Origin of the sequence: Serratia sp. CY55921 (genome assembly GCF_052167655.1) — a bacterium.
In the GTDB taxonomy this organism is placed as follows: domain Bacteria; phylum Pseudomonadota; class Gammaproteobacteria; order Enterobacterales; family Enterobacteriaceae; genus Serratia; species Serratia ureilytica.
Genome location: NZ_JBJNMU010000001.1, coordinates 2,718,072 through 2,736,982, shown reverse-complemented (window position 1 = coordinate 2,736,982; position 18,911 = coordinate 2,718,072). Strand labels below are relative to the sequence as shown.

At 60.9% G+C, this 18,911-nt stretch carries 19 protein-coding genes; 14 read left to right on the top strand and 5 right to left on the bottom strand.

Annotated features, from left to right (window positions below; all coding sequences use genetic code 11):
• Window positions 1-90: 90 nt before the first annotated feature.
• The gene (locus ACJ8M3_RS13295; protein WP_033642020.1) at window positions 91-894 is read right to left on the bottom strand and encodes a helix-turn-helix transcriptional regulator; all 804 of its coding nucleotides are present in this window, start codon (window positions 892-894) and stop codon (window positions 91-93) included.
• 117 nt (window positions 895-1,011) lie between these two features.
• Between ACJ8M3_RS13295 and ACJ8M3_RS13290 the strand changes: the two genes are divergently transcribed.
• On the top strand, window positions 1,012-1,782 hold the full coding sequence (locus tag ACJ8M3_RS13290) for a class I SAM-dependent methyltransferase (RefSeq protein ID WP_089196630.1): 771 nt from the start codon (window positions 1,012-1,014) through the stop codon (window positions 1,780-1,782).
• Between the two features lie 56 nt (window positions 1,783-1,838).
• Here the strand turns inward: ACJ8M3_RS13290 and aqpZ are convergent, their stop codons facing one another.
• The gene (aqpZ, locus tag ACJ8M3_RS13285; protein ID WP_033642023.1) at window positions 1,839-2,534 is read right to left on the bottom strand and encodes an aquaporin Z; all 696 of its coding nucleotides are present in this window, start codon (window positions 2,532-2,534) and stop codon (window positions 1,839-1,841) included.
• A gap of 425 nt (window positions 2,535-2,959) precedes the next feature.
• Here aqpZ and ACJ8M3_RS13280 point away from each other — a divergent pair, with 425 nt between their 5' ends.
• Complete coding sequence (locus ACJ8M3_RS13280; protein ID WP_089196631.1) at window positions 2,960-4,321, top strand: esterase-like activity of phytase family protein; 1,362 nt, start codon at window positions 2,960-2,962, stop codon at window positions 4,319-4,321.
• Between the two features lie 200 nt (window positions 4,322-4,521).
• Here ACJ8M3_RS13280 and ACJ8M3_RS13275 read toward each other — a convergent pair whose 3' ends face one another.
• Window positions 4,522-5,697, bottom strand: a complete 1,176-nt coding sequence (locus ACJ8M3_RS13275) for a low temperature requirement protein A (protein WP_089196632.1) — start codon at window positions 5,695-5,697, stop codon at window positions 4,522-4,524.
• Between the two features lie 310 nt (window positions 5,698-6,007).
• Between ACJ8M3_RS13275 and ACJ8M3_RS13270 the strand changes: the two genes are divergently transcribed.
• Both ACJ8M3_RS13270 and ACJ8M3_RS13265 read left to right on the top strand, forming a co-directional pair.
• Window positions 6,008-6,292 (top strand): YdgH/BhsA/McbA-like domain containing protein, encoded by a 285-nt coding sequence (locus tag ACJ8M3_RS13270; RefSeq protein ID WP_033634035.1) that lies wholly within the window; start codon window positions 6,008-6,010, stop codon window positions 6,290-6,292.
• A 240-nt stretch (window positions 6,293-6,532) separates the two neighbouring features.
• The gene (locus ACJ8M3_RS13265) at window positions 6,533-7,090 is read left to right on the top strand and encodes a class I SAM-dependent methyltransferase (RefSeq protein ID WP_033642027.1); all 558 of its coding nucleotides are present in this window, start codon (window positions 6,533-6,535) and stop codon (window positions 7,088-7,090) included.
• Here ACJ8M3_RS13265 and ACJ8M3_RS13260 read toward each other — a convergent pair whose 3' ends face one another.
• The gene (locus ACJ8M3_RS13260) at window positions 7,091-7,552 is read right to left on the bottom strand and encodes a GNAT family N-acetyltransferase (protein ID WP_033642028.1); all 462 of its coding nucleotides are present in this window, start codon (window positions 7,550-7,552) and stop codon (window positions 7,091-7,093) included. It lies immediately after the preceding gene.
• 216 nt (window positions 7,553-7,768) lie between these two features.
• Here ACJ8M3_RS13260 and ACJ8M3_RS13255 point away from each other — a divergent pair, with 216 nt between their 5' ends.
• The 4 genes from ACJ8M3_RS13255 to aroL all read left to right on the top strand — a co-directional run bounded on the left by ACJ8M3_RS13255 (window position 7,769) and on the right by aroL (window position 12,206).
• Entirely contained in the window at window positions 7,769-8,884 is a 1,116-nt protein-coding gene (locus tag ACJ8M3_RS13255) for an ABC transporter substrate-binding protein (RefSeq protein WP_046688335.1), read from the top strand.
• Complete coding sequence (locus tag ACJ8M3_RS13250; protein WP_089196633.1) at window positions 8,877-11,000, top strand: TonB-dependent siderophore receptor; 2,124 nt, start codon at window positions 8,877-8,879, stop codon at window positions 10,998-11,000. Before ACJ8M3_RS13255 ends, ACJ8M3_RS13250 begins: the two co-directional genes overlap by 8 nt.
• 53 nt (window positions 11,001-11,053) lie before the next feature.
• The gene (locus tag ACJ8M3_RS13245) at window positions 11,054-11,572 is read left to right on the top strand and encodes a GNAT family N-acetyltransferase (RefSeq protein WP_047572482.1); all 519 of its coding nucleotides are present in this window, start codon (window positions 11,054-11,056) and stop codon (window positions 11,570-11,572) included.
• Between the two features lie 109 nt (window positions 11,573-11,681).
• Window positions 11,682-12,206, top strand: coding sequence for a shikimate kinase AroL (gene aroL, locus ACJ8M3_RS13240; protein WP_033642032.1), 525 nt, complete (start codon window positions 11,682-11,684; stop codon window positions 12,204-12,206).
• A 36-nt stretch (window positions 12,207-12,242) separates the two neighbouring features.
• Here the strand turns inward: aroL and ACJ8M3_RS13235 are convergent, their stop codons facing one another.
• Window positions 12,243-12,986, bottom strand: coding sequence for a helix-turn-helix domain-containing protein (locus ACJ8M3_RS13235; RefSeq protein ID WP_089196634.1), 744 nt, complete (start codon window positions 12,984-12,986; stop codon window positions 12,243-12,245).
• A 96-nt stretch (window positions 12,987-13,082) separates the two neighbouring features.
• Here ACJ8M3_RS13235 and ACJ8M3_RS13230 point away from each other — a divergent pair, with 96 nt between their 5' ends.
• From ACJ8M3_RS13230 to ACJ8M3_RS13205, 6 genes are all read left to right on the top strand, one after another.
• A complete protein-coding gene (locus tag ACJ8M3_RS13230; RefSeq protein WP_089196635.1) occupies window positions 13,083-13,487 on the top strand; it encodes a nuclear transport factor 2 family protein in 405 nt (134 codons plus the stop codon).
• Window positions 13,488-13,534: 47 nt separating this feature from the next.
• Entirely contained in the window at window positions 13,535-13,735 is a 201-nt protein-coding gene (locus ACJ8M3_RS13225) for a YaiA family protein (RefSeq protein WP_015376810.1), read from the top strand.
• A gap of 143 nt (window positions 13,736-13,878) precedes the next feature.
• Window positions 13,879-14,379, top strand: coding sequence for an RNA polymerase sigma factor (locus ACJ8M3_RS13220; protein ID WP_033642035.1), 501 nt, complete (start codon window positions 13,879-13,881; stop codon window positions 14,377-14,379).
• Window positions 14,380-14,455: 76 nt separating this feature from the next.
• A complete protein-coding gene (locus ACJ8M3_RS13215; RefSeq protein WP_033642036.1) occupies window positions 14,456-15,409 on the top strand; it encodes a FecR family protein in 954 nt (317 codons plus the stop codon).
• A gap of 157 nt (window positions 15,410-15,566) precedes the next feature.
• Complete coding sequence (locus tag ACJ8M3_RS13210; protein WP_046688343.1) at window positions 15,567-18,266, top strand: TonB-dependent receptor; 2,700 nt, start codon at window positions 15,567-15,569, stop codon at window positions 18,264-18,266.
• Between the two features lie 78 nt (window positions 18,267-18,344).
• The gene (locus ACJ8M3_RS13205) at window positions 18,345-18,911 is read left to right on the top strand and encodes a heme acquisition protein HasA (protein ID WP_033642038.1); all 567 of its coding nucleotides are present in this window, start codon (window positions 18,345-18,347) and stop codon (window positions 18,909-18,911) included.

Sequence of the window (18,911 nt, the reverse complement as noted above, 5' to 3'; positions counted from 1 at the left end):
TAAATAACGGTGCTGGATGATCACTATCATCGGTATCAATTACCCTAGCGCGTTTACATGAACCAATAAATAAATGGCGGGTAAACCTGCCTATGAATTTGTTACCAATTGCGGCAGCGGGATCAGCATCACCAGCTTCAGACCGGCGTGCTCCGCCGGATGGAAGGTGAGTTGGCGATAGCGCAGCGCGCCTCGCTGAGGATGCTCGAACGCTCTTTCGCCGCCTTCGCGCGCCATGACGTCATGTTGCTTCCACCAGTGATTAAAGTCCGCGCTGTTGTGCGTCATGTTGCGCACGAAGGCGCGCATCTCTTCGGTATTTTGATGATGGCTGGTCTCGGCGCGAAACTCGGCCACCACGCGGCGCGCGCGCTCTTCCCAATCGCTGACCAGCGTTTTCGCCAACGGGTGGAAGAACATGAAGTGCAGCAGGTTGGGGCTGTTGGCCACATCCAGCCAGCCGCTGAACAGCGCCGCCGCCTGCGGGTTCCAGGCGACGACGTTCCAGCTCACGTCCAGCAGATAGCAGGGCACCGTCATCTGATGCACGCTTTGCAGCACCGCGTCATTGGCGGTTTCGCGGTGCGCTTCCTGCTCGGGGTCGGCGATACGCGCCAGGGTAAACAGGTAGTGGCGTTCGGCCGGGCCGAGCCGCAGCGCTTTGGCGATGCGCGCCAGCGTGAAAGGGGAAATGGACACCTCGCGGCCCTGTTCGATCCAGGTATACCAGGTGGCGCTGATGCCGCTGATTTGCGCCAGCTCTTCGCGTCGCAGGCCGCTGGTGCGGCGGCGCGAAGAGCTGGGCAGGCCGATCATTTCCGGCGTGATGCGTTCGCGGTGCGCGCGCAGAAACGCGCCGAGGGCTTTTGGCCCGGATAAGGCTTCTGATGACATAGCATGGTACCTATTTATACCAGGATAACTGCTCATATTGTACCCGTATAGTAGCCTGATTATAGTAGCCGAAAGCCTTCAGGCACAGGCGCAAGCCGGATAATAACAGGAGCAAACATGAGCAACAGCAACAGCCATAACAATGCGGTAGACCGGCAGTTCGGCGAGCAGGCCAACGCCTATTTAACCAGCGCGGTGCATGCGCAGGGCAAGGATTTGCAACGTCTGGCGCAGTTACTGGCGCCGCACGCCGAAGCGCGCCTGCTCGATCTGGGCTGTGGCGCGGGGCATGCCAGCTTCACCGCGGCGGCCAGCGTAGCGCAGGTGGTGGCCTACGATCTGTCGGCGCAAATGTTGGCGGTGGTGAAGCAGGCGGCGGCGGAAAAAGGCCTGAACAACATTCAGCAGCAGCAGGGCGTGGCGGAGTCTTTGCCGTTTGAGGATGCCAGTTTCGATCTGGTCATCAGCCGCTATTCGGCGCACCACTGGCGCGATGTCGGCCAGGCGCTGCGCGAGGTCAGGCGTGTACTCAAACCGGGCGGCAGCGCGATATTTATGGACGTGGTCTCGCCGGGGCACCCGCTGCTGGATATCTACCTGCAAACCGTGGAAGTGCTGCGCGACACCTCGCACGTGCGCAACTATGCGCCGGGCGAGTGGCTGACGTTGCTGACCGAGGCCGGGCTGGTGGTACGCGAGGTGACGGCGGATCGATTGACGCTGGAGTTCGGCAGTTGGGTGGCGCGTATGCGCACGCCGGCGCATTTCGTCACCGCGATCCGCGCGCTGCAGCAAAGCGTGTCGCAGGAGGTGGTGGAGCATTTCGCCATCCAGCCGGACGGCTCCTTCACCAGCGATATCATGATGTTTGAAGTGACGAAGGGCTGAAAGCAACGGGGCAGCCGATGAAGGCTGCCCCGTGAAACGCGTCGACTGCGATACGCTTATTTTTTGTCTTCCAGCAGGCAGCGGTAGATCAGGCCGCCGATAATGCCGCCGACCAGCGGCACCAGCCAGAACACCCACAGCTGCTGCAGCGCCCAGGTGCCCTGGAAGATCGCTACGCCGGTGCTGCGCGCCGGGTTGACGGAGGTGTTGGTCACCGGGATGCTGATCAGGTGGATCAGCGTCAGCGTCAGGCCGATAGCCAGCGGGGCAAAGCCTGCCGGCGCGCGCTTGTCGGTCACGCCATGAATAACGATCAGGAAGAAGGCGGTCAGCACCAGCTCAATCACGATTGCGGCTTGCAGAGAGTAACCGCCCGGTGAGTGTTCGCCGTAACCGTTAGAGGCGAAACCGCCTGCCGTGGCGTCGAAACCGGCTTTGCCGCTGGCGATCAAATACAGCACCGACGCTGCGGCGATACCGCCGATCACCTGTGCGATAACGTAAGGGATCACGTCTTTCGCCGCGAAACGGCCGCCGGCGAATAAGCCGACGGTGACCGCCGGGTTAAAATGCCCGCCGGAAATATGGCCGACGGCATAGGCCATCGTCACTACGGTCAGACCGAAAGCGAGCGCGACGCCGAGGAAACCAATACCCAGCTGTGGGAATGCCGCTGCCAATACTGCGCTACCACAACCACCAAACACCAACCAAAATGTGCCAAAAAATTCAGCAAAAAGTCGCTTTGACATAGATTCCATCCTGCGGAATAGACTAACGGGCGTTAGCACTAAAAACTATAGAACAGCTTTTTAAGTTCATGCAGATATTCTATAGAATTTTCTTAATGCACCTTGAATAACGGCGGTATTAAATCCCTGACATTTTATTTTGTCTATGAGAAAAACACCGTTTTTCGCCGTGTTGACGCGCGTTTGCCGATTTTTTTATCTTTGCTATAAGAATTTACCCTAAGCAAAACGGCGGGCTATTTCCGGGCGGTTTTTTCCAGCGGCTTTCTCCATTCAATACGCTCAGGTTAATTGCTAATTTCTATTTGCCAGCCAGCCTTATTGCCTGATGTGCATTTGACGAATTGCCTATTGTCATCTAAGTGTCATGCTAAATTAATATCGTCTTCTGCCTGACAACGCTTCATTTGACCTCGGGTAAAAATATGAAAATAAAATCGCTCTCCCTGCTGTTGGCTTCACTGTTTCCGGTATTGGCTCACGCTGCCGACATTGAGGTGGCGCGTTATGTGGTCGGCTTCCCCGGCGGGGAACGCGTCGCCTATCAGGGGGCGTTTGCCAAGCATTTCCCACAGGGATTGCCGGTAGGGATCGGCTCCGGATTGATGTTCAACAAGAAGCAGGGCGACGATTTGGTGCTGACGACGCTGACCGATCGCGGCCCGAATGCCGATGCCCCGGCGGTAGGCAAGCAAGAGGCCAAGATTTTCGCCAATCCGCAATTCACGCCTCTGTTGATGGACATTCGTATCGGCGGCGGCAAGGCCGTAGCCGAGAATGCGCGGCCCTTGCACGACGAAAAAGGGCCGATCGGCGGGCTGCCGTTGCCGGGCGAGCTGATTGGTTCTACAAACGAAGTGGCGTTGAACGACGCGTTGCAGCCGCTGTCCGGCGATCGCCGCGGGTTGGATACCGAAGGGGTGACCGGTGACGGCAACGGCGGCTATTGGCTGTGTGATGAGTACGGCCCGTTTCTGATCCATATCGACGGCAAAGGTAAAATCCTCGCCAAATATGGCCCAACGCCGCAGGCCGGCGAACAGGCGGTGGCGGGCGGTTTGCCGAACATCCTGAAATGGCGTCAGCCCAACCGCGGTTTTGAAGGATTGACCCGGATGCCGGACGGGCGAATTCTGGCGGCGGTGCAGAGCACGCTGGATGTCGATGGCAAAAGCAAAAACAAGGCGCAGTTTACCCGGCTGGTGAGCTTCGATCCGCGCAGTGGCAAAACCGCCATGTACGGCTATCCCATCGATATCGACAGCTATAAAAAAGCCAAAGACGCCAAAATTGGCGATGTCGTGGCGTTGGACAACCAGCGCATCCTGTTGATTGAACAGGGAACCGGTAAAGATAAGTCGATGATCAACAAGATCTATCTGGTGGATCTCGCGCAGGCCAGCGATCTGAGCGCGTTTGACGGCCAGGGTAAAGCGCTGGAGTTCGACGATGCGAAAGATCTGGCTAAACGCGGCGTGAAGCTGGCGCAGAAACGGGAAGTGGCGGATCTGCGTCAGTTGGGCTGGCGCCAGGAGAAAGCGGAAGGGTTGGCGCTGATCGACGATCGCACGCTGGCGGTGATCAATGACAACGATTTCGGCTTGCAGGCCACGCTGGTGGATGCGTCGCCAAAGAGTAAGAAAATCGGCGACTATCAGTTGGAGAAAGGAGGGCGGTTGAGCCTCGACGGTGACAAAACCGACGCCCGCATCGAATTGCGCCCTCTGGAGCAGCCGGAATCGCTGAGTGAGCTCTGGGTGCTCACCTTGCCGCAATCCTTGAAGTGACCGACATCGGGGGCGATTGCGCCCCCGTCAGACCGCTGACAAAGGAGGAAAAAACATGGGTTTTTCCTCCTTTGTGGCCATCAGCCGAAAATCAATAAATTGATTTTCCTTGTTTTTTATCCACTGCTCTTTGCAAACCCGGTAATGGCATGAGGTTTGTCATCAATCTCACAGCGGGGGCGATTGCGCCCCCGTTTGATTCAGGCTTGCGCGTGCCGCTGTGGCGCTTTGCCGCGCGAGATGCTCTCCCACGCCGCCACCACCACCATGATCAGCGTCGTCAGGCCATTGACCATCAGCAGGTCGGTTAAATAGGCGATCGGGGCCAATACCCCCAGCGCCAGCAGCCCGACCAGATGCGACAGCGGGAAGCGGCGATACACCAGCCGTTTGTACAGCGCGTTGGCGAACAGGTAAATTGCCGGGCCGAGCAGCAGCACCGCCGCCGTGGCGTGTTGGATGCGGCCGTCGGGATGGGCGATCACCAGCTCGTTGGCCACGGCGCAGACGATGATCGCCCCCACCAGCGCGACGTGCACATAATGGAAATAAGCGCCCAGCTGGCCGGGATTTTCCGCCTGGCTGATGGCGTGGCTGCCGGCTTTGCTGCTGGTGTCGAAGTAAACCCACCACATCGCCAGGCTGCCGAGAAAGGCCACCAGCGAAGCGATGAGCACCGGCAGGCTCCAGCTTTCCATTTCGCTCAGGGTGGCGCCGGTGATCAGAATGGTTTCCCCCAGCGCCACGATCACGAACAGCTGGCAGCGCTCCGCCAGATGGTGGCCTTCGATGGTCCATTCGCTGCTGCTGTCCGAGCGCCCCAGCACCGGCAGGCGAAAACCGAACATCGGCGAGACGTATTCGCACAAGACGGCGATCGCCCACAGCGCCAGGCGAGCATGGCCTTCCGCCAGCCCGCCGGCGATCCAGAAGACGGCGGAGATGCACAGCCAGCCGAGAATGCGGCGAAAGTTATGTTTTAACGGATGATCGGGCGCCAGCAGGCGCAATACCGTGGCGGAGCGCCCGACCTGAATGGCGACGTAGAACAGGGCGAAGATCAGACCGCGTTCGCCAAACGCCTGCGGCAACGCGGCGGCGGCGAACAGCCCCAGCAGCATGATCGCGAACAGCAACAGGCGGATCTGGCGGGTATCCGGATTGAACCAGTTGGTGACCCAGGCGGTGTATTGCCAGGCCAGCCAGACGGCGAACCACAGCAGCAGGGTTTCCAGCGCGCCGGTCAGCGTCAGGTGATGCAACAGATAGTGGGAAAGTTGGGTCACGGCGAAAACGTAGATCAGATCGAACAGCAGCTCGGAAAATGAGACCGACGCGCCCTGACCGTCACGCACGCGCAGCAGGTTTTGCGACATAAGCGTTCTTCCTTAAAAGGGTAAGCCACAAAATTCAGCGTAGCTCAGCGCGCTCCGGCGGGTAAAAAATCTTAAATAGACGCGGCGCGCATTCTTTATCACGCGCCGTCTTTAATTGTTCATCAAATAGGGGTAAGGTGAAGCCTATAAAGTCATTCTCGCCTGAAAATACACACCCGCTCTCACTTCCTCCTTATTCTCCTCACAATGATTGATGTTCTTTACGTTGCATGACGTCCGTTTTCATTGGCTAGCGGATAATTAACATCACTGACAACGAGCGAATAAACAAGAACACCTGGAGTCAATCATGAAACTTATCCCAAGCATCGCAGCCGTATTGATCGCCGCCGCTTCATTTTCCACTTTCGCCGCGCCGCTGTCGTCGGTAAAACAGGTCAACAGCGAGCAGGCCGCCAATCTGCAAAGCCTCGGCGTCGTGTCGGTTTCCGGCGTTAGCGGCTCACCGCATGACGCCATCACCGCCCTGAAAGAAAAAGCCGCGGCGGACGGCGCCAGTCATTATCGCATTATCGGTCTGGACACCCCCGGGGACTCCAGCAACTGGCGCGGCAATGCGGAAATTTATCGCTAAGCGTTAGCTTTTTACCCTCTGGCCGCGGCAACGCGGCCAAAAAAATAAACGGTCGCAATAATGATCTGAACGGTCGGCGCATAAACCGCTTATTCTCAGATCATTATTGCGACCGTTTTTCTTTGCGCGCCGCTGACAAGGTTGCATTTTATTACAACTGTGTCCGCCGCTTTCGGAATCATGTTAATGATTACTTAAGAAATTCGGCTCACATTGAGGGCTTAACCCAAGGAGGCCTCAATGTTAAATGCGACCCGACTGCAACTGATGAATCACTTCGCTTACCTGCAGCAATTTATGGCTTCACCGCGCACCGTCGGTACGCTGGCGCCTTCTTCCCCGTGGCTGTGTCAGGCGATGCTGAATCAGGTTGAATGGACCCGGGCGCTGTCGATCGCGGAACTGGGCGCGGCGGACGGCGTGCTGACCAAACGCATTCTGGGGCGGATGCGCGCCGATGCGGCGCTGGAGGCCTTCGAGATCCAACCCCATTTCGTGCATCGGCTGCGCGGGATTGACGATCGGCGGCTGCAGGTGATGGGCCATTCGGCGACCCGGATGGCCACGGATTACGACGTGGTGTTTTCCTGCCTGCCGCTGCTGTCGATCCCGGTCAGGATCAGCGTGCGCATTCTTCAGCAGGCCCGGCAGCGGCTGCTGGCGCGCAACGGCACGCTGGTGCTGTTCCAATACAGCCACCTGTCGGAAAAATTGCTGTCGCGCTATTTTCACTGGAAGCGCCTGCGGGTGGTGCGCAACTTCCCGCCGGCGCTGGTGTATGTCTGTACGCCGCGTTAGCTACAGTTTTTTCTCCATCACCACCACCTCTTCGTCATGCTGCCGCCGGCGCTCCAGAGGTTGCCAACCCCAGCCGGCGTACAGCGCTTCCGATTTGTCGGTAATGAGATGCAGAACCGAGTGATGGCGCTGCCGCGCCGCCTCGACGATGGCCATTTCAAGACGGCGGGCGATGCCCTTGCGGCGGTGATCGGGATGCACGAAGACGCCGGCCAGCCACGGGGTGAGATCCTGGCGCTGATGGTCGTCGCTGGGCCATAGGCTGGCCATGCCCACCGGACGATCGCCGTCGATCATCATCAGCGTCAGGTGGTCGTCGCCCGGTCGGCTGCATTGGGCGAAACGCAGCTGGGTGCGCTCCAGCGAGCCGCCCCGCTGTGAACCCCACTGGCCGAATGCCCAGGCGGCGCACACATCGGCAAACTGCGGGCAATCCGACAGCGGAATGATGCGTTGAGTCATGGAGGTCTCCCGGTTTTTAGCTGTTTCCCCGTTCTATTTAACCGATTTCCCCGCCATTTTTTTAACTTTTTAAAGCCGTTATTTTAGCGGTTTCGCCGTGTTTGCCGCACGCCCGGCGCCGTTTCCCGGATTTCTTTTGGCAATGGCGACGCGGGATTGCAAGTGCTAATGAGAGTGATTATCATGCGCACATTATTTCCCCCTTTCGGCTCAATCATGCGCAATTTCCTCATTTTACTGCTGCTTTCTCTGTGGTTCGGCGTGTTCTCCGCCCAGGCGAAGACGGTGACCGATATCACCGGCCGTCAGGTTGTGGTGCCGGACAATCCGCAGCGCATCGTGGTGGGGGAGAGCCGCATGTTGTATACGCTGGCGCTGCTGGAGCCGGGCAACCCGGCGCAGCGCATCGTCGGCTGGCCGGCGGATCTGGCGCGTTTCGATGCGCAAAGCTGGCAGCTTTATACGCAGCAGTTTCCGCAGATAGCCCAGATCCCCGTCATCAGCGGCAATAACTTTCGCCAGGTCAATGTCGAAAGCCTGCTGCAGCTGAAACCGGATCTGGTGATCCTGGCGCGCTATGCGCGTGAAGACGGCGACAACGATCGGTTGGTTTCTGCGTTGAACAAGGCCGGCGTGGCGGTGATCTACGTCGATCTGCGCATCGATCTGCTGAACAACACCGTGCCGAGCGTACGGCTGCTGGGCGACGTGCTCAATCGCCGGCAGCGCGCCGAGCAGTTCATCCAGTTTTATCAGCAGCATATGGCGGTGATTCAGCAACGCCTGGCGGGCTATCAGGGGCCGAAGCCCAAAGTGATGCTGCACCTGCATCTGGGGCGGCGCGACACCTGTTGCACCACCGCCGCGCACGGCAACCTTGGCGATCTGCTGACCTTCGCCGGCGGTGACAACATCGCCAACGCCAGCGTCAAAGGGGTGTATGGCGAGCTGAACCCGGAAACCATTCTGAGCGCCAATCCCGACGTGTACCTCGCCACCGGCATGGCCGGGCCGCAGGGCAAACGGCTGTCCGATCTGCGCCTCGGGCCGCAGGTCAGCCGCCAAGAGGCCGCTGACAGCTTCCGCCGGCTGATCGCCAAACAGCCGATGCTGACCAACCTGCAGGCGGTGAAAAACCACCGCGCCTGGAGCGTCTGGCACAACTTTTACCTCAGCCCGTACCACGTGGTGCTGGTCGAGGTGTTCGCCAAAGCGTTTTACCCGGATCTGTTCGCCGACATCAACCCGCAGCAGACCTTCCAACAGCTGTATCAGCAGTTTTTGCCGTTACCTTTTTCAGGGACCTATTGGAGTCAGTTAGATAATGAATAACAACAAGCGCGGCTGGTGGTGCGCATTGCCTTTGGCGGTCTGCGCAACATCGCCGACGTGGGCGGCGGAAAAAGCCGCGTCGAAGGAAGAAAGTCTGGTGGTGATTGGCCGCAAAGACGCCGACGGCGTGCAGAGCTATCAGCCGTTGACCAGCGTCACCGGCACCCGCAGCGAAGCCAACCTGCTGAACGTGCCGCAGGCGATCGACGTGGTGCCGCAACAGGTGATTACCGATCAGGCGGTCAGCAGCCTGGACGAGGCGCTGTACAACGTCAGCGGCATTACCCAGGCCAACACGCTGGGCGGCACCCAGGACGCGGTAATGAAACGCGGCTTTGGCGACAACCGCGACGGCTCCATTCTGCGCGATGGCGTGCGTTCGGTGCAGGCGCGCAACTTTACGCCGACCACCGAGCGGGTAGAGGTGCTCAAGGGGCCGGCCTCAATGCTGTACGGCATGGGTGAGCCGGGCGGGATGATCAACATGATCACCAAAAAACCCCAGCTGCAGCAGCGCACTCATGTGGAAGGCTGGGGCAGCAGCTTCAACGGCGGCGGCGGTCAGCTCGACGTTACCGGGCCGCTCGGCACGTCGGGCTTCGCCTATCGCATGATCGTCGATCACGATGAAACCGACTACTGGCGCAACTTCGGCCGCAACCGCCAGACGGTGATCGCGCCCTCGCTGATGTGGTATGGCGAGAACACCACCGTGCGGCTGGCCTACGAGCATATGGAATATCGGGTGCCGTTCGATCGCGGCACCATTATCGATTCGCGCACCGGCAAACCGGTGAATACGCCGCGCGATCGCCGTTTCGACGAAGCCTATAACGCCACCCGCGGCGATCAGGACAGCGTCACTCTGCAGATCGATCAAACGCTCAACGAGCGCTGGAAAAGCTCGCTGACCTACGCCTACAGCCGCAACAGCTACAGCGACAATCAGGCGCGCGCCACGGCGCTGAACCCGGTGACCGGCGTATTGAGCCGCCAGGCCGACTCGACCGCCCATGCCGTCAGCCACGCCAATGCGGTGCAGCTGACGCTCAATGGTGACGTGGATTGGGGCAGCATCAACCACCAGATGCTGTTCGGCTTCGATTTTGAAGATAACCGTACCTACCGCGGCGACATGATTCGCGGTAAAAAGAACAGCGATTTCAATATCTATCATCCGGTATACGGCCTGATGCCGCCGTCGACCGCGGTCAGCGCCAAAGACAGCGACCAGCGGGAAAATCTCACCAGCTACGGCTGGTTTATGCAGGATTCCATCCAACTGACCGATAAATGGCTGGTGATGGGCGGGCTGCGTTACGACGCTTTCGACGTCTATGCCGGCAAGGGGCGGCCGTTCCAGACCAACACCGACAGTTCGGACGGCAAGCTGGTGCCGCGCGCCGGGGTGGTCTACAAGCTGACGCCTTACGTGTCGCTGTACAGCAGCTATACCGAGTCGTTCAAGCCGAACTCTTCTATCGCCACCCAAATTGATTCGCTGCCGCCGGAACAGGGCAAGTCGTGGGAAGTCGGCGGCAAGCTGGCGTTGCCGAACGGCGTCACCGGCACGCTGGCGCTGTTCGACATCACCAAACGCAACGTCATGGTCAGTGAGCTGGTGGAGGGTGAAACCGTGACGCGCACCGCCGGGCGCGTGCGTTCGCAGGGCGTGGAGCTGGACGTGGCCGGCAATCTCACCGACTCGCTGAGCCTGATCGGTTCCTATGCGTATACCGACGCCCGCGTGGTGGACGATCCGGACAACAAGGGCAAAGAGATGACCAACGTGGCGCGCCATACCGCCTCGCTGTTCCTGACCCAGAATCTGGGCAGCCTGGGCCTGTACAGCGGTGATGAGATGCGTATCGGCGCCGGCGCGCGCTACGTGGGCCGCCGCCCGGGCGATGCCGCCAACAGCTTCAATCTGGATAATTACACCGTTGCCGATGCGTTCGCCGCTTACACCATGCCGATCAACGGCTATCGGGTGAAATGGCAGCTGAACGTGAAGAACCTGTTCGATAAAACCTATTACCCGTCCAGCGGCGGCAATTTGCGCGTGGCGGTGGGGGAACCGCGTGAGGTGGTGCTGCGCGGCAGTATCGATTTCTGAGCCGCGGGCGGTGAAATTTGCTTAAATAACCGCCCCAACGTTAAGGAGAACCCATGAGCCTGCAAATTCGTTTGGCGCAGCAGCGGGATATCGCGCATCTGATGGCGGTTGAACGCTCGGCGGCGCAGCTGTTTCGCCAGCAGCCGGCGTGGCGCTTTATCGCCGAAGGCGAGGTGATGAGCCCGCAACAGCACGCCGCGTTTATCGTCGAACGCCGTGAATGGCTGGCCGAAAGCGACAACGGCGAGTGCGCCGGTTTTATCGCCGTGCAGGCTCAGGGGAAAGACTGGCATATCGCCGAATTGTCGGTCGCCGGCGCCTGGCAACGGCAGGGCGTCGGCCGCCGCCTGATCGGGGCGGTGGCGGAAGAAGCCAAACGCCAGGGCGCCGCTCGCCTGACGCTCACCACCTTCATTGACGTGCCGTGGAATGCGCCTTATTACCGGCGGCTGGGGTTCCGGCCGCTCGACGACGCGCGGCTCACGGCCGCCTTGCGGCGGCATCTGGATGAGGATCTGGCGCACGGCTTTGCCGCTGGCAGTCGCTGTGCCATGGAATTTACACTATCGTAAATATTGAAATACAGAGCGGGCGGGGTATGATGCTGCCACCACGCCATCGCACCCGCTCGGTATTTTGGTATGCAATGCACTCAAGTCACCGCATAAGGGACAACCCGTAATGACACAAACCCTGTTCATGATAGGCGCTCGCGGAGCCGGCAAGACCACGGTAGGCAGCGCATTGGCGCTGGCGTTGGGCTATCAGTTCGTCGATACCGATCTGTTTATGCAGCAGGCGGCGCAGATGAGCGTGGCGGAAATGGTCGAGCGCGAGGGCTGGCTGGGGTTTCGTCGCCGCGAGACCATCGCGTTGCAAACCGTGACTAAGCCGTCAACTATAGTTGCCACCGGCGGCGGGGCGATCCTGGCGGAGGAAAACCGCCAGTTTATGCGCCAGCATGGCACCGTTATCTACCTGCGCGCGCCGGCCAGCGTGTTGGCGCAGCGGTTGGAAGAGTACCCGGAAGATGCGCAGCGCCCGACGCTCACCGGCAGGCCGATCGCCGAAGAGATGCTCGAGGTGCTGGCCGCGCGTGAAGCGCTGTATCAGGATGCCGCGCATTACGTGATGGACGGCGCCGCCGATCCTCAGCGGGTGGTGGAACAAATCCTCGCGGTGCTGCCGCGCGAGACGGTGAAATAACCTTTTCTTATCTTCGGGCGCTGGGCGCCCGTTTTCTTATTCCCTTTGCCGAGCGGCCGCAAAGTACGCGCCGGGCGTGACGCCGAAGCGGCGGCGAAAGGCGGCGATGTAGGCGCTGACGTTGTCGTAGCCGCAGGCGTCGGCCACCTCGCCGACCGCTTCGCCGCGTGATAATCCCTCCAGTGAACGCAATACCCGCGCCTGTTGGCGCCACAGCGCGAAGCTGATGCCGGTTTCCTGCAGAAAGCGGCGGCTCAGGGTACGTGGGCTGAGCCCGGCCCAGGCGGCCCAGTCGCGCTGGCTGTGCAGGCTGGCGGGATCGTTCAGCAGCGCCCGGGCGATGTTCAGCAACCGGGCGTCCTGCGGCAGCGGCAATTGCAACGGCGCGCGGCTTGCCGTGTGCATTTCATCCAGCAGCACCTGCAGCAGCCGCCGTTGCGGCGCGCTCATCGGGCCGGCGGAGAACTGCGCGATGCGTTCCACCAGGGCCTGCAACAGCGCTGAGGCGGTGAACAGCTGCGGCTGCGGCGGCATCTCCGGCGCGCTTTCCACCGGCAGATACAGACTCCAGCCCGCCACATCGCCACAGGCCAGCGCCTGATGGGGGCACCCCGGCGGCAGCCAGCCCAGCGCACCGCCGGTGATCGCCCATTGCCGGCCAGGCAGTTCCAGCGCCAGCATGCCGCGCGTCAAGAGATAGATCTGGCCGCCGTCGTGCCGGTGCCAGGGCGTCAGGTGTTTTCTTTCATGCTGAAGGCGTTGGCTGCGGATCTGCGTCATATTGGCCGTTTAACGTTATTGAAAGTCTTGATGCGGTTATTATGCCATCGCCTGGCCGGGATAGGATCGCCATTCCCCCCATTTCGGAGAAACGTGATGACTCAACTTACCCCGCTGAACCTGGTGCTCGATACGCTGCAGCAGGTGATCGCCAGCCCGGAGCATCGGCCGACGCAGCTCGCCGCCCGTTTCAGCGCAGGCTACCGCCAGCAGGTGGATGGCAAGGTGCTGAACTTCGAGCAGTTTGAGCAGCATATGGCGCTGCTGAAGCGGCAAACCCGCCGCATGACGCTGAGCGTGATCGCGGCGGCGGAGCAGGGCGAGGCGGTGCTGACCCACCATCTGGTCGAGGTGGAAAAGCGCGACGGTTCCCGCAGCCGCGTGCGGGTGCTGGCGCACTTCACCGTGCGTGAAGGGCGCATTTGCGCCTGCGACGAACTGACCGAGCTGTTGACGGGCGCCTCCGGCGATCGCGATCTCGGCTCGCGCGTGCCGGAATGAGGGCGGCTGCTATACTTGCTACTGTGTGAAACACACGGGAGAACGGCATGCGCGAAAATGACCAACCTGCTTATCCACGAAGCGCCCGCGTCGTAGAGGTGTTTCGAGGCGACCCGAACCTGCATCTGCGCCGTTTTGAGGTGCGCACCGACGACATTGAGCCGAATACGTTGCTCAGTGAACATGAAACCGAGCAGGAAGCGCTCGACGCCAAGCACCGCTATGAGGACGAGGCGTTAGAGCATTGACCTGCAGCCCAGCGGAAACCGGCGTCAGGCCGGTTTCCTGTTATTCCCGCCTTAGCACATATTTCCCAGAACAATATTGATAATGATAATCATTTATGTGATTTTTATCGCCCCTATTGGGTGTTTCACTTCTGGGAAAAGAGATGTCCAATTCCGAGTTGCAGGCGCTATTTCTGCGCCACATGCGGCCGCTGCAAGCCTATTTGAATGCCAAACTGCGCGACCCTCAGCTGGCCGCGGATTTGGCGCAGGAAAGTTTTACCCGCCTCACCGAGCAATACCCGCAGGGCAATATTCTCGATATCGAGGCCTACCTGTATAAAACCGCCAAAAATCTGATGCTCGACCATCTGCGGCAGCAGCAGCGGCGGCAAACCGAAGCGGTAGAAGACGACATTCTGGCGCAGTACCCCTCCGGCGAACCGGCGCTCGAACAGCGGGCGATCGATGGCCAACTGCTGCAGCTGTTGCAACAGGCGTTGGCGGGCATGCCGCCGCGCACGCAGCAGATTTTCCGCCTTAACCGGCTCGATGGCTTGACCCAGGCGCAGGTGGCGACGCAGCTGGGGGTGTCGCTCAGCACGGTGGAGAAACACTTGGCCAGCGCGCTGGAGCGGCTGATGGCGCGGATGGGCGAACAATAATGGCAATTTTTTTACGGGTTTATCCGCCCTCAGACGTCTTAACCTATAACCAGAAAAAACAGGGGTCTACGTCATCATGAAACCGCTAACCGCACAGGTGCGACAGCAGGCGGCGGCCTGGGCCGTATGCCTGGCCGAAGGGGCGCTGCCCGACGATCGGCGGCAAGCGCTGGACGCCTGGCTGGCCGATGATCCGCAGCATCCGGCGGCGCTGCGTCAGGCTCGCCTGCTTTGGGCGACGCTGGGGCAGCTGCCGCCAGAGCAGCGGCAGGCGCTACAGCCGCAGGTGGCGGCGCTGAAAACGCCCTCTCGCCATCGATGGCCCCGCTGGGCGGTGGCGGCTGCGGTGGCGATCGCCGTTTCCTTCGGCGTTTATCGCGGGCCGGATCTGTGGAGCGGCCTGCAGGCGGATTATCAAACCGTTCGCGGCGAGGTGCGCGAAGTCGCGCTACCGGACGGCAGCCGGGTGGCGCTGGACAGCGGCAGCGCGATCGCGCTGGCGTATTCTGCAGACGAGCGCAAGGTGCGGCTGCTGCGCGGTACCGCCTATTTTATCGTCGCGCCGCTGGGCGGGTCGGAACGTCGCCCGTTCAGGGTGGAGGCGGAAAACGGCGTTACGCAGGCGCTGGGCACCGAGTTCAGCGTGGCGCGCACCGGGCAGGGCGTAGACGTCAGCGTGCATCAGCACAGCGTGCGGGTGACGCTCGAGCGCGGCGAGCGCTCGCTGGTGGTCGCGCAACGTCAGGCGGCGCATTACCGCAGCGGCCTGCTGTGGCTGACGAGGCAAACGGCCGGCGATGACGCCTGGCGGCGCGGCTGGCTGGTGATCGACCGCCAACCGCTGACGCAGGCGCTCGCGCAGCTCAATCGCTATCGCGAAACCCGCATCGTGGCGGTCAATCCCGCGCTAAGAGCGCGCACGGTGAGCGGCGTGTTCGCGCTCAATAAACTCGACGACGGCGTCGGCGCCATTCGTCAGGAACTCTCCGCCCGCCAACTGAATCTCCCCGGCATCACATTGCTTTACTGAGCGGCTAAAGGCGGGCCGGGATGCCCGTTTCGCCGCTATTTTCACTTTCTGTAAAAAATCTTTACGGGTTTTTGCCTCCCGGAACGTCCTTATGTTTAAACGAGATTGATTTCCATTATCATTTAGTTTGGCATTCTTTCGGGTGGAACACACACGCATGTTTATTCACAAGGGAACCACGCCGGCCGGCCGATTGGCCACGGCGGTACGCGCCGCGCTGGCGGCGATGATGCTGACTCAGCCGGCGGTAGCGCTCGCCGCCCAGGCTGATGCGAGCAGCGCGCAGGCCGCACAGCAAAAGAATTTCAACATTGCGGCGCAGCCGCTGCAGAGCGCCATGTTGCGCTTCGCCGAGCAGGCCGATATGCAGGTATTTTTCGACGAGGTGAAGCTCGACGGCATGCAGGCGGCGGCGCTGAACGGCAGCATGAGCGTTGAACAGGGCCTGCGGCGCTTGATTGGCAACAATCCGGTGGCTTTCCGCCTGCAGCCGCAGGGGCAGATCGTATTGAGCCGGTTGCCAGCGGCAAACGGCGACGGTGGCGCGCTGGCGCTGGACAGCCTGACGGTGCTGGGCGCCGGCGGCATCAACGCCAACGATTGGGTTTACGACGAACCGCGCTCGGTCAGCGTCATCAGCCGCGAACAGATGGACAACCGCCCGGCGCGGCACGCGGCCGATATTCTGGAGCAGACTACGGGGGCCTATTCCAGCGTCAGCCAGCAAGATCCGGCGCTGTCGGTCAACATCCGCGGCATACAAGACTATGGCCGGGTGAACATGAACATCGACGGCATGCGGCAGAATTTTCAAAAGAGCGGCCATGGCCAGCGTAATGGCACCATGTACATCGATTCCGAACTGCTGTCCGGCGTGACCATCGACAAGGGCACCACCGGCGGCATGGGCAGCGCCGGCACGCTCGGCGGCATCGCCACCTTCAATACCGTCAGCGCGAGCGATTTCCTGGCGCCGGGCAAAGAGCTGGGCGGCAAGCTGCACGCCAGCACCGGCGATAACGGCACCCACTTCATCGGCAGCAGCATACTGGCATTGGGCAACGAAACCGGCGATATCCTGCTGGCCGCCAGCGAACGCCACCTCGGCGACTATTGGCCCGGCAACAAGGGCGATATCGGTAACATTCGTATCAATAATGACACCGGCAATTACGATCGCTACGCCGAGAGCATCAAGAACAACAAAATCCCCGACACAAATTACCGCATGCACTCGCGGCTGGCCAAGGTGGGCTGGAATCTGCCCGCCAATCAGCGCCTGCAGCTGAGCTATCTGCAGACCCAGACTGCGTCGCCGATCGCCGGCACGCTGACCAACCTGGGCACTCGCCCACCCTATGAACTGGGCTGGAAGCGCACCGGTTACAGCGACGTGATGGCGCGCAACGCGGCGTTTGATTACAGCCTGGCGCCGGAAGGCGTCGACTGGCTCGATTTTCAGGCCAAGCTGTATTACGTCGATACTCAGGACGACAGCGACACCTACAGCACCAGCTCGCTGCTGGACAACGGCTACGCGACGCGTACCCGGCTGCGTACCTATGGCGCGCAGGCGCAAAACACCTCGCGCTTCAGCCTGGCGCCGGGGCATGACTTCCGCGCCAACTACGGGTTGGAGTTCTATTACGACAAGGCGACCAGCGACTCTTCTCGTCAGGGCATGGAAGGGGTGACGCCGGCCGGCAACCGTTCGGTCGCCAGCCTGTTCGCCAACCTGACCTACGACTACGACGGCTGGCTGACGTTGGAGGGCGGGCTGCGTTACGACCGCTATCGCCTGCGCGGCCAGACCGGCCTGAGCTATCCGGATTTGGCCAAGGATGGGCAACGCTACACGATTGACAATCCTTGCAAAGCGCTGCGTCTGACCGGCTGTTCAACCACCACCCGCGAAGATTGGGACGTGGATCGCGATCAGGGCAAGCTGTCGCCGACGCTGGCGGTGGCGGTGCGTCCCGGCGTGGAGTGGCTGGAGCTGTATTCCACCTACGGCAAATCCTGGCGGCCGCCGGCGATCACCGAAACGCTGACCAACGGCAGTGCGCACGGCTCCTCCACGCAATACCCCAACCCGTTTCTGCAGCCCGAGCGCTCGCGCGCCTGGGAAGTCGGGTTCAACGTGCAGCAGCCGGATCTGTGGTTTGAGGGCGATCGGCTGGTGGCCAAGGTGGCCTACTTTGACACCAAAGTGGATAACTACATCAACCTGGCGATAGACCGCAATAAACCGGGGCTGGTGCAGCCGAGCATCGGCAATGCCGCTTACGTCAACAACCTGTCGAAAACCCGCTTCCGCGGGCTGGAGTACCAGCTCAACTATGACGCCGGGGTGTTCTACGCCGATCTGACCTACACCCACATGATCGGCAAAAACGAGTTCTGCTCGAACAAAGCCTGGCTGGGAGGACGCCTGCGCTATGGCGACGGTTCGCGCCGCGGCAACTTCTATGTTGAACCGGATGCCGCGTCCAATGATGCCGTCACGTGCGACGGGGGCTCGCAGTTCGGCACTGCCGCCTATCTGCCGGGCGATCGCGGCTCGGTCACGCTGGGCGGCCGCGCTTTCGATCGCAAGCTGGACGCCGGGGTGACCGTGCGCTTCGCGCCGGGCTATCAGGACAGTTCGGTGCCGTCCAACTACCCGTACCTGGCCGACTGGCCGAAGTACACCCTGTTCGATCTGTATGCCAGCTACAAGCTGACCGACAGCCTGACGCTGCGCGGCTCGGTGGAGAACCTGACCAACCGCGCCTACGTCGTCAGCTACGGCGAGACGCTGGCCAACACGCTGGGGCGCGGCCGCACCGTGCAGGGCGGGGTGGAATACCGTTTTTAAGCAGTAAAAGGGCGTTGCTCATTCTTGAGCACAAGGGCGGCCTCGCAAGGGGCGCCATTCATCAATGGAGATAGAGAAATGGCATTTTCAGTCAACTATGACAGCAGCTTCGGCAGCTACAGCATCCATAACTATCTGAACGAGTGGGCGTCGTCATTTGGCGATATCAACCACACCAACGGTAACGTCACCGACTCCAACAGCGGCGGCTTCTATGGCGGCAGCCTGTCCGGCAGCCAATACGCCGTGACCAGCACCGCCAACAACGTTACCTCGTTCGTGGCGGGCGGCAACCTGACCTACACCTTGTTCAATGCCCCGGCGCACACCCTGTACGGCCAGCTGGATTCGCTGTCGTTCGGCGACGGCCTGAACGGCGGCGGCTCCACGCCGTACAACATCCAGGTGCCTGACGTCAGCTTCGGCGGCCTGAACCTCAGCAGCCTGCAGGCGCAGGGCCACGATGGCGTGGTGCACCAGGTGGTGTACGGCCTGATGTCCGGCGATACCGGCGCGCTGGAAACCGCGCTGAACGGCATCCTCGACGACTACGGCCTGAGCGTCAATTCCACCTTCGATCAGGTGGCGGCGGCGACGGCGGTGGGCGTGCAGCATGCCGACAGCCCGGAACTGCTGGCGGCCTGA